Origin of the sequence: Roseovarius sp. A-2 (assembly GCF_002072155.1) — a bacterium.
In the GTDB taxonomy this organism is placed as follows: Bacteria; Pseudomonadota; Alphaproteobacteria; order Rhodobacterales; family Rhodobacteraceae; genus Roseovarius.
In genome coordinates, this window is sequence record NZ_BDIY01000045.1 from 1 (window position 1) to 9,672 (window position 9,672).

Annotated in this window: 9 protein-coding genes and 1 pseudogene; 8 read left to right on the plus strand and 2 right to left on the minus strand. The window is 63.1% G+C overall.

Going from position 1 to position 9,672, the window contains the following annotated elements; translation table 11 throughout:
- Positions 1 to 78: 78 nt before the first annotated feature.
- Positions 79 to 318 carry a hypothetical protein gene (locus BHD06_RS24070; protein ID WP_254892563.1) on the minus strand — a complete coding sequence of 80 codons (240 nt, stop codon included), beginning with the start codon at positions 316 to 318 and terminating at the stop codon, positions 79 to 81.
- A 41-nt stretch (positions 319 to 359) separates the two neighbouring features.
- Positions 360 to 1,391: a substrate-binding domain-containing protein gene (locus BHD06_RS21725; protein ID WP_080459046.1), complete on the minus strand. Its 1,032-nt coding sequence runs from the start codon at positions 1,389 to 1,391 to the stop codon at positions 360 to 362.
- A gap of 100 nt (positions 1,392 to 1,491) precedes the next feature.
- Between BHD06_RS21725 and BHD06_RS21730 the strand changes: the two genes are divergently transcribed.
- The 8 genes and pseudogenes from BHD06_RS21730 to BHD06_RS21765 form a co-directional block, all read left to right on the plus strand.
- Positions 1,492 to 3,021, plus strand: a complete 1,530-nt coding sequence (locus tag BHD06_RS21730; RefSeq protein ID WP_080459047.1) for a tripartite tricarboxylate transporter permease — start codon at positions 1,492 to 1,494, stop codon at positions 3,019 to 3,021.
- Positions 3,018 to 3,482 (plus strand): tripartite tricarboxylate transporter TctB family protein, encoded by a 465-nt coding sequence (locus BHD06_RS21735; RefSeq protein ID WP_080459048.1) that lies wholly within the window; start codon positions 3,018 to 3,020, stop codon positions 3,480 to 3,482. Before BHD06_RS21730 ends, BHD06_RS21735 begins: the two co-directional genes overlap by 4 nt.
- A 44-nt stretch (positions 3,483 to 3,526) precedes the next feature.
- On the plus strand, positions 3,527 to 4,489 hold the full coding sequence (locus tag BHD06_RS21740) for a tripartite tricarboxylate transporter substrate binding protein (RefSeq protein WP_080459049.1): 963 nt from the start codon (positions 3,527 to 3,529) through the stop codon (positions 4,487 to 4,489).
- Between the two features lie 63 nt (positions 4,490 to 4,552).
- Positions 4,553 to 5,956 carry an aldehyde dehydrogenase family protein gene (locus BHD06_RS21745; RefSeq protein WP_080459050.1) on the plus strand — a complete coding sequence of 468 codons (1,404 nt, stop codon included), beginning with the start codon at positions 4,553 to 4,555 and terminating at the stop codon, positions 5,954 to 5,956.
- Positions 5,953 to 7,452 carry an AMP-binding protein gene (locus tag BHD06_RS21750; RefSeq protein ID WP_080459051.1) on the plus strand — a complete coding sequence of 500 codons (1,500 nt, stop codon included), beginning with the start codon at positions 5,953 to 5,955 and terminating at the stop codon, positions 7,450 to 7,452. Before BHD06_RS21745 ends, BHD06_RS21750 begins: the two co-directional genes overlap by 4 nt.
- A 450-nt stretch (positions 7,453 to 7,902) precedes the next feature.
- A pseudogene (locus BHD06_RS21755) lies at positions 7,903 to 8,676 on the plus strand (ISL3 family transposase); the annotation flags it as partial.
- Positions 8,677 to 8,803: 127 nt separating this feature from the next.
- Entirely contained in the window at positions 8,804 to 9,202 is a 399-nt protein-coding gene (tnpA, locus tag BHD06_RS21760) for an IS200/IS605 family transposase (protein WP_080459053.1), read from the plus strand.
- A gap of 232 nt (positions 9,203 to 9,434) precedes the next feature.
- Positions 9,435 to 9,672: transposase (locus BHD06_RS21765; RefSeq protein ID WP_176214461.1), on the plus strand; the 238-nt coding region annotated here is incomplete at its 3' end.

The window sequence follows — 9,672 nt, forward strand, 5'->3', positions numbered from 1 at the left end:
CCGAGACGATGCCTCTTTATGGTTCCATTCTCGAAGGTCGTCTCGACAATAATCCGCACGTCCATGGTAGTTCCCCCCTCAATGAACCACTAGCATACACAGACACCCCCAAGTTTTGCCCACTCCCCCAAACTGCTGTGCCAGCGCGCGCGTCGCCTCCTTCGCAGCAATGACGGACTGGTCATGCCATGCGTCCTTGAACTCCTGATATTCAATTGCAATCGTCGAGATGTTCGAGGTGTCGACGCCGAAATAGTGAGCGCAGGCGGCAATTGCGGGGTCCAGTGCGTTCAGGGGTGTCTTAGTCGCGACCGGCACGTTCCTCTCGCCACGCGCACAGTGCGTGACGCCGGCGCGCCTCAGGCCTTGCCCGGTGGACCGCTGGTCCCCCGAACCATGATCTCCGGCGGGATAAGCGCCGCCACGTCCACTGCTTCCTCCGAGGTGATCAGTTGCACGATGGCCTCTGCCGCCCGCGCCCCGATGGTCCGCGCCGGGATGCGCACCGTGCTCAGCGACGGCTCGAACTCCTTCGAGCCCTTGAAGTCTCCGATCCCCGTCACCGTCACCTGCCCAGGCACATCGATCCTGGCGCGGTTCAGCGCGTGAAGCGTGCCCCAGGCCAGCACGTCGTTGCCGCAGATGATCGCCGTCGGCAGACCGCCCTCGGCAATCAACGCCTCAACCGCACTTTTTGCCGTCGCCACGCTGTAGGGCGCCACCAGCTGCCACGCCTCGGGGATGCGGCACCCCACCTCGGCCAGCGCGTCCTTCACCCCGGCAAAGCGCAACGACGCCCGGTCATTGCCCTCTGTTGGCGGAAACATCGCCGCCACGCGCCTGTGCCCCAACTCGGCCACGTGCCGCCCGATCAACGCCCCGGCGGCGTAATTGTCCGACCCCACGCACGGAAACGGCGCCGTGGGCGAAAAGCTCCACAAAAGCAGCGTCGGCATCTCCTGTTGCGCCAGCAAATCCAGCGTGTCCTGCGTATGCGCGATCCCGATCAGCGCCACGCCGTCCACCCGGTGCTCCAGCATCTTGCGCGTCAGGCTGTATTCGCGGTCCAGGTTGAACCCGTGCGAGGCCAGCAGGATCGTGAAGCCAAGCTCCTCCACCGCCTCGGAAAAACTCTGGATCATCTCGGCGAAAATCGCCTGGTCCACCGTCGGCACGATCAGCCCAATCGTGCCGCTGCGAATGCCGTGGATCGTCTGCGCCGCGCGGTTGCGAATATAGCCCAGCCGCCGCACCACGGCGTCGATCTTTTTCCGAGTCGTGGCCTTCACCAGGTCCGGATGATTGAAGCTGCGCGACACCGTCGAAGGCGACACGCGCGCCGCCTTCGCAACGGCAATGATATCGACATTTCTTCTTCCCTTTTCAGCCATTTACCCAGACTTTTGCGATTGAAAATGAAAACATTTGCAATATTGTTTTCATTGCATATCCTTTCAGGTTAATCACGACAAGCCAATGGGAGGATACGGCTTGGAGTTCCTGTTCTACTTCGGCGACGTATTCTCGCCTTTCAACTTCATGCTGCTTCTGATCGGCACCATCGGCGGGCTGATCTTGGGTGCCACGCCGGGCCTGTCGCCGACCATGGCCGTGGCCCTGCTCATTCCCTTCACGTTCAAGCTCGACCCCACGCAGGGCCTCATCCTCTTGGGCGCGGCCTATACCTCGACCGTCGCGGGCGGCGCGGTCAGCGCCATCCTGCTCAAGATCCCCGGCGCGCCCGCCAACATCGCAACCACGCTCGACGGGCACACCATGGCCAAAAACGGCCAGGGCGCGCGGGCGCTGCAACTGTCGTTCATCTCCTCGGCCATCGGGGGGGTCTTCGGCGTGCTTTTGCTGATCTTCCTCACGCCCGTGCTTGCCGAATGGGCGCTTGCCTTCGGGCCGTCGCATCTCTTCTGGCTGGCCATCCTCGGCGTCACCGTCATCGGCTCGCTCGATTCCAGCTCGGTGGTCAAGGGGCTGCTATCTGGCTGCATCGGGCTCTGGCTCGCCACCATCGGGTTCGACGACGTGATGGGCGCCCAGCGCTTCATCTTCCATTCAAGCGTGTCGGGCGGCATCAACATCATCCCTGCCCTGATCGGCCTTTTCGCCATTCCGCAGGTCATCACCATGTTCGCCAAGGGCCGGCACCAGCACGATGCCGAGGTGCTGAAGGTCGAAAAAAGCCCGATCATGGACTCGATCCGCGAGGTCTTCCGCCGCTCGCGTGCGCTGACCATCGGCACGCTCACCGGCTCCTTTATCGGCCTCATCCCCGGCGTCGGCGGCCAGATCGCGGGGCTCGTCGCCTATGACCAGGCCCGTAAGGCCAGCCGCGAACAAAAGAAATTCGGCACCGGCCACAGCGAAGGCGTGATCGCCGCTGAAAGCGCCAACAACGCCATGGTCGGCCCCTCGCTGGTGCCGCTCCTGACACTGTCGATCCCCGGCTCGCCCACTGCCGCGGTGCTGCTGGGCGGCCTGCTGATCCACGGCATCTTCCCGGGCAGCGACCTTTTCGAGAACTATCCGGATGTCGCCTGGACCTTCATCAACTCCATGCTGATCGGCCAGATCCTGATGTGCATCTTCGGGCTATACGTGGCCGGGCTGGCGGCCCGCGTGGCCCAGGTGCCCAACGCGGTCATGGCCGCCGTGGTGCTGGCCCTTGCGGTCTTCGGCAGCTACTCGGTGCAGACCTCCATGGGCGATGTCTACATCATGGCCGCCCTGGGCACCGGCATGTATTTCCTCGAACGCTTCGGCTTTTCCGCCGCGCCGCTGGTGCTGGGCCTCATCCTCGGCCCCATCGCCGAGGCCAATTTCGTGCAAGGCGCCATGATCGCCAACGCCACCTCCAGCATGGGCAGCTACTTCTTCACCGGCACGCTGAACCTCACGCTGATCGGCATCGTCGTGGCCTCCATCGCCTACTCGATCTGGATGGAACTGCGCCAGCGCCGCTATCTCAGCAAGGAAGACACCCTCGAACGCGAGGAGCAGATCACATGACGAACCTGCCCCGCACGCAGCACATCGTCGCGAGCGGCCTTGTCGCCGCGGTGGGCGTCTGGGTCGCCTGGCTCAGCTTCACCGGCGAGCCCGCCCGCGCGTTCCTCTTTCCGCGCATCATCTCGGTGGCCTTCGTGGCTCTGGCCTTGTGGACCTTCGGCAAGGCGCTGCTGGGCAAGACCAAGGTCGGCCCCGGCCTCAGCCGCACCGCGACCCTGAACATCCTGCCCGGCATCGTGGTCATGCTGATCTACGTCTTCTGGGCCGCGCCCACGCTGGGCTTTTACACCGCGTCCACCATCGCCTTTTTCATCCTGCTGTCCCTCTACGATCCCGCTCCCCATGGCGCGTCGCGTACATGGGTCAAACGAGTGCTGATCACGGCCGGTTTCCTGGCCGTGATGTACGGTCTCTTTGCGCTGCTCTTGGGTGTCTTCACCCCGCGAGAGGTCCTTTTTTGAAAACCAAGAAGCGAAAGACAACTTTCCAAGGGAGGAACCAAGAAATGAAGAAACTGATTGCAGCCGCATCCATTGCGCTCATGGGCCTGGCCGGTGTCGCCACGGCACAGGAAAACTACCCCGAACGCCCCGTCATGCTGATGGTCAGCTACGGTGCCGGCGGCGCCACCGACTTCCAGGCCCGCATCGTCACAATGACGGCGGGCAACGAGGACGCTCTGGGAATGCCCATCGCCATCGTCAACAAGCCCGGCGCGGGCGGCCGCGTCGGCTGGAACTGGCTCGCCACCCAGGTCGAGCCCGACGGCTACACCCTGGGGGCCTACAACGTGCCTCACTTCATCGCCCAGTCCATCGAGGGCGGCGTCGACTACAGCACCGACAGTTTCGAGCCCATCGCCAACTGGGGCGCCGACCCGGCGGTCTTCGTCGTCGGTGCTGACAGCGAGTTCAACTCGATGGAAGACGTAGTGAACTACGCCAAGGAAAACCCGGGCGGCCTCACCTTTTCCGGCGCCGGGCTTTATGTCGGCCACCACATCGCGGCGCTTCAGCTTGAAAAGGCCGCTGGCGTCAAACTGGCTTACATCCCGAACAACGCCGGCGGCGCCGGTGCCATGAAGGCCGTCATCGCCGGCGACGTGCTGGGCGGGGTCAACAACCTGTCCGACGCGTTCCGCGCCGAAAAGGCCGGCAACGTCAAGATCCTCGGTGTCTTCGACAACGAGCGCAGCGACTTCCGGCCCGACGTGCCGACGATGAAGGAACAGGGCTATGACATCGACAACGCCTCGGTCAATTTCCGCGGCGTGATGGTACCCAAGGGCACGCCCCAGCCGATCATCGACAAGCTGGCCGAGATCGTCCCCGCCATGTTCGAGAACGACCGCGTCACGGGCAAGATGGAAGCGGGCGGTTCGCCCATGAACGTCATGACCCGCGACGAGGTGATCGAGATGTGGGCCGCGCGCGAGGAAACTCTCAAGGAACTGCTCTCCGGTCTCTGACCCCCCATGCCACCGGGGCGCGCGCCATGGGCCGCGCGCCCCTCACCAGAAAGGTTTTGCATCATGAACGCCCCTGACCCCATCGCAGACCTGGACGCCATCATCGCGCGCGCGCGCGCCGCTCAAGGCCGATACGAGGCCGAGGGCAGCCAACAGCGCTACGACCGCGCCGCGCAGGCCGTCGCATGGGCGATCATGGAACCGGACCGCAACCGGGAACTGGCCGAACTCGCCGTCCAGACCACGGGCTTGGGCAACCTGCCCGACAAGATCACCAAGAACCACCGCAAGACCCTGGGTCTCATGCGCGACATAAAGGGCGTCATCACCTATGGCGTAATCCGCGACGACGCCGCCACCGGCATCACCGAAATCGCCCGCCCCAAGGGCGTCGTGGCCGCGATCGTGCCCTCGACCAACCCCGCCGCCACGCCTGCCAACAACATCATCAACGCGCTGAAATGCGGCAACGCCATCGTCGTGGCGCCTTCGCCCAAGGGCGTTGCCAGCTGCGAGAAACTGATCGATTTCATCCATGCTGAGTTCGCAAAGATCGGCGAGGATCCCGACCTTGTCAGCATGGTCCCCGCACCCGGCTCCAAGGACAAGACGCAACGCCTGATGGAAACCTGCGACATGGTCGTGGCCACCGGCAGCCAGAACAACGTTCACCGCGCCCAGACCTCCGGCACCCCAGCCGTCGCCGTCGGCGCGGGAAACGCCACCGTCATCGTCGATGAAACCGCCGATCTCGACGCCGCCGCCGAAAAGATCCGCGCGTCGAAAACCTTCGACAACGCCACGTCCTGCTCGTCCGAAAACTCGGTCGTCGTGGTGAACGCCGTGCGCGACGCCTTCATCGCCGCCATGACGCGTGCGGGCGGTGCCGTAGTCGAGGATGAGGCCGCAGTCATCGCCGCCCTCTGGCCCGACGGTCACCTCAACCGTCAGGTCATCGCCCAGGACGCCGACAAGATGATCGACGCGCTGGGGCTGTCGGGCAAGGTCCCCGAGGGCACCGAGTATATCGCCGTGCCCACCGCCCGCATCGGCCCGGAGAACCCGCTATCTGGCGAGAAACTCAGCCGCGTGCTCGCGCTCTATTCAGCCAAGGATTTCGACGACGCCATCCGCATGACCCGCGACATCCAGCTGTTCCAAGGCGCAGGCCATTCCGTCGGCCTGCACAGCACTGACGACGCCCGCCCCATGACGCTGGCCCGCGCCATTCCCACCAGCCGCATCATCGTCAACCAGGCGCATACCTTCGCCACCGGCGGCGCCTTCACCAACGGCATGCCCTTTTCCCTGTCGATGGGCTGCGGCAGCTGGGGCGGCAATTCCATCGACGAGAACGTCCATTGGAAGCATTTCCTGCAATCCACCAGGATCGTGCGCGAAATCCACGCAAACGAGCCCAAGCTCGAGGATATCTTCGCCGACTACTGGAAGGCCGCGGGCCAATGAAGCTCAGCCGCGATACACCGCCCCAAGGCACCGTCCGCGACTGGCTCGCTGCCCGCGCCGACCTTGGTGGCGCCGCCTTCGTCTTCCCTGAGGATGGCAGCCACCTCGACTGGCCCGCGCTTCAGGACGCCGCGCTCGCCTTCGCCCGCGCCCTCACCGCCCGCGGTGCCGCGCGCGGCGAAAGCGTGGCCATCGTCGCCCCGAACAGCCGCGACGGGCTCGTCGCTCTTTACGGTGCCCTTGTCGGCGGCTTTCGCGCCACCATGATCAACCTTGCCGCAGGCCGCGATGCCATCGCCTATGCGCTCGAGCATTCCGAGGCCCGCCTCGCCCTCGTCCACGACGCCTGCGCCGATCAATTCGCCGCTGCCAACAGCACCGGCATCACACCCGTACCATTGTCCGAACAGGCAGAGGCCGACCTGCATCCGGTCAAACCCGACGACCACGCCCTCCTGATGTACACCTCCGGCACCACCGGCCGCCCCAAGGGCGTGCTGCACACTCATGCCAGCCTGCTGGCAGGGGGCTGGGCGACCACCATCGCCCACGACCTTTCCAAGGCCGACCGCGGTTTCTGCATCCTGCCGATCTACCACATCAATGGCCTCTGCGTGACCGTCATGGGCAGCCTCGTCTCCGGCGGCTCCCTCGCCGTCACGTCGAAATTCTCCGCCTCGCGGTTCTGGGAACAGGCCGCGACTGCCGAAATCACCTGGTTCTCCGCCGTGCCCACCATCATCTCGCACCTGCTGCACGGTACCGAAGAGCCCAGCCCCGAGGTTCGCGATCGCCTCCGTTTCGGCCGCTCGGCCTCCTCGGCACTCGCTGTCGAGACGCAATCAGCCTTCGAGACCCGCTTTTCCGTGCCCATTATTGAGACCATGGGCCTGACCGAGACCGCCGCCCAGATCCTGTCGAACCCCCTGCCGCCTGCCACCCGCAAGATCGGCTCGTCCGGCATGGCCTATGGCTGCGAGGTCCAGATCCAGGACAGCACCGGCGCCGCCCTGCCGCCCGAAACCGAGGGCGAGATCACCGTGCGCGGCCCAAACGTGATGCAGGGCTATTTCAAGAACCCGGGTGCCACTAATGACACGTTCCGCGACGGCTGGCTGCGGACCGGGGACCTCGCCCGCATGGACGCCGAAGGCTATGTCTTCGTCACCGGCCGCCTGAAGGAACTCATCATCAAGGGCGGCGAAAACATCGCCCCCCGCGAGGTCGACGAGGCGCTCTACACCCATCCCGACGTGATCGAAGCCGCCGCCTTCGCGAGATCCTGCACCACTTACGGCGAAACCGTCGAGGCGGCGGTGCGGGTCCGCGACGGTTCCACCCTCAACGGTGCCGACCTGATCGAGATTTGCCGCAACCGCCTCGGCGCGTTCAAGTCACCGGACGAGATCCACTTCCTCGACGAACTGCCCAAGGGCCCGTCGGGTAAGATCCAGCGTCTGAAACTCGCCGACATCCTCGAACCCGCCGACCGCTGACGGCACGTCCCCATCCCGACCTGCGCCCAACCTTCAGCGTTCCGGGAATACCTCTCCGAACACCCGTGTAACCCGTCAGCGCCTATGGGGCAGATTTGAGGTTTTCGTAACGGATGATTTCTGGTTCATCGCTACCACCGAGGAGCGAATCTATGGACGTGTCGCGTTGCCCTTAAATCGAGATGTGATCAACCGCAGCAAGCAGACGAGGCTCCTTCTCGAAAGCGCGCAACAGAGCCACTCTTGCAAAGTCGTCGATGTCGGCACTGAAGACGGCCGCCTTGACGAGGTGTCGCGTTGCCCCTAAATCGGCTCTGCCTCAATCTGTGTGGCACAACTATCCTGAAACTGGAAAATTCAGGAGGGATAGTTGTGAGTTCAAAGAAGCACTGGTCGCCCGGGAGCGATGTTGCCGTTCAAAGCGTTGAGCGAAGTGAATCCGGCGGGTGGATTGTATCTGGCGTCTTGGCACCCAACGGCACTTGCCCAGACTGTGGATTGCATTCACGCCGACGTCACGGCTGGCGGCGTCGGCGGCTGCAGGATTATCCCGCGCATGGAGACGAGGTAACGGTTGATCTCGCAATTTGCCGTTGGCGATGTCTGGCACCCGCTTGCCCCCGCCGGACGTTCTCGGACCAGATCGCCTCGATTGCGCGTCCATTTGCACGTCGTACTTCGCGTGTCAGGGAGATTGTCAGCCATCTTGGGCATGCGACCGGCGGACGGCCTGCCGAGCGGTTGTTGCATCGTTTGGGCCTTGGGGTCAGCGATGACACGGTGCTTAGGCAGCTGAAGAACCGTGCTCAAGACAATGCCGAGTCGCCGACGGTCATCGGGATCGACGACTGGAGCTGGCGGAAATCGCAAACCTACGGCACGATCATTGTGGATCTGGAGCGTCGCGTGGTGATCGACATTCTTGAGGATCGAGATGTCGTCAGCTGCACCAACTGGCTGAAGCGACACCCCGAGGTGGAAGTGATTAGCAGAGATCGGTGCGGTCTCTACGCCCAGGCTGCTCGGCAAGGAGCACCGCAGGCGAAGCAGGTCGCTGACCGGTTCCATATCGTGCAAAACTTGCGGCAGGCCATCGAGGAGCAAATGAACTTTCACGGCCGTGCGACCGGCAGGGCGCTGCTGTCCGACGCCGACAACATCACCGCAGCCGGAAGCCTTCTGAAGTCCCGCCTTGCGCACAGGACGTCTCGGGAAGAGATTTTCACTTTCCACCTAATGGATCGAAGCCACCGGCTTCCAGCCGGTCCGCTTCAGCGAATCTGTTCTGATCTTCCTCCCCGGAATTTGAAGCCCCGAAGGAGTATGGCTTCAAATTCCGGGGAGGAAGATCATGCGCTACTCGTCATCCGCGCATACGCGATTTTATCACAGATACCATGTCGTGTGGGCTACGAAGTACCGATACAAGGTTCTGCATGGCGCAATGCGCGAGCGCATCCGTAAAATCGTCATCCAGACTTGCGACGAACTGGGTGTCCATATCGTAAAAGGCGTTTTGGCACGCGATCATGTCCACATGTTCCTGTCGATTCCGCCGAAGTTGTCCCTGTCCGATGTCATGCAGCGCATCAAGGGCCGCTCATCCCGCCGAATCCAGATGGAGTTCCCAGACCTGCGCAAGCGGTACTGGGGCAGACGCTTTTGGGCGCGCGGCTATTTCTCCACCACATCGGGGAACGTGACTGACGACGTCATCAAGCAGTACCTGGAATTACATTCCTCCAAGTGATGCCTCCGGCGCCAGCCGGTGGTCCTTCACTACCATCCATGCGCTCCGAAATCAGGGGCTTTCCTGCAGCGAGATCGGGCGGCAAACTGAATCGCCCCGAGTTTGTCGGAGACCATCAACTTAACCCGAATAATTCATGAGGGTATGGTGAAGGTAGCGTAAGCTTTTGAAAGCAGGTATTTTTTGGTTGTCGAAGCCAGAAAACTCAGTTTCCAAGGCACGTCCCCTCACCATGATGCAGTCTACCTCCCGAAAGCCCGCTTTGTCACCCGTGAATGGCAAACCCGTTCTTCTCAATTTTGACGGCGCGGAGATGAGTTCCGATGCTGGTCTGACGCTCTTGCGGGAGGTCGAACGCCGGACCGACCTGGCGGGTCTGGTCGCAAAGTGCCTCCCGGATCCGCGCGCGCCAGGCAAGGTGCGGCACAGTCTGGAAGACATCATCCGGTTCCGGATCATGATGATCGCGG